The organism is Pauljensenia sp. UMB6358, assembly GCF_030216865.1.
In the GTDB taxonomy this organism is placed as follows: Bacteria; Actinomycetota; Actinomycetes; order Actinomycetales; family Actinomycetaceae; genus Pauljensenia; species Pauljensenia turicensis_A.
In genome coordinates this window covers 1-268 of sequence record NZ_JASOMS010000175.1, presented here as the reverse complement: position 1 = coordinate 268, position 268 = coordinate 1, and the positions used below count along the sequence as shown (strand labels likewise).

Genomic DNA, 268 nt, shown 5'->3' with positions numbered 1-268 from the left:
TCCCAGCAGCGCGGATCGTTCGTCTGTTTCGTTCACGTCACGAGGGTATCGCGTGAGCGCGGATCAGTACCAACCGACAGAATTGGAATGCCCAAGCGCGCCGCATGGGGTTCCGTAGCGGCCGGCGATGTATCCCAGGCCCCACGTGATCTGCGTGGCCGGATTCGTCTGCCAGTCAGCACCGGCAGATGCCATTTTCGATCCGGGGAGAGCCTGCGGAATACCGTAGGCGCCTGACCAGGCGTTAGCGGCATAGGGGTTCCAGTGC

Annotated in this window: 1 pseudogene; it reads right to left on the bottom strand. The window is 62.7% G+C overall.

The window, feature by feature from the left end:
* Positions 1-63: 63 nt before the first annotated feature.
* Positions 64-268, bottom strand: a pseudogene (locus QP381_RS09070) (ubiquitin-like domain-containing protein); the annotation flags it as partial.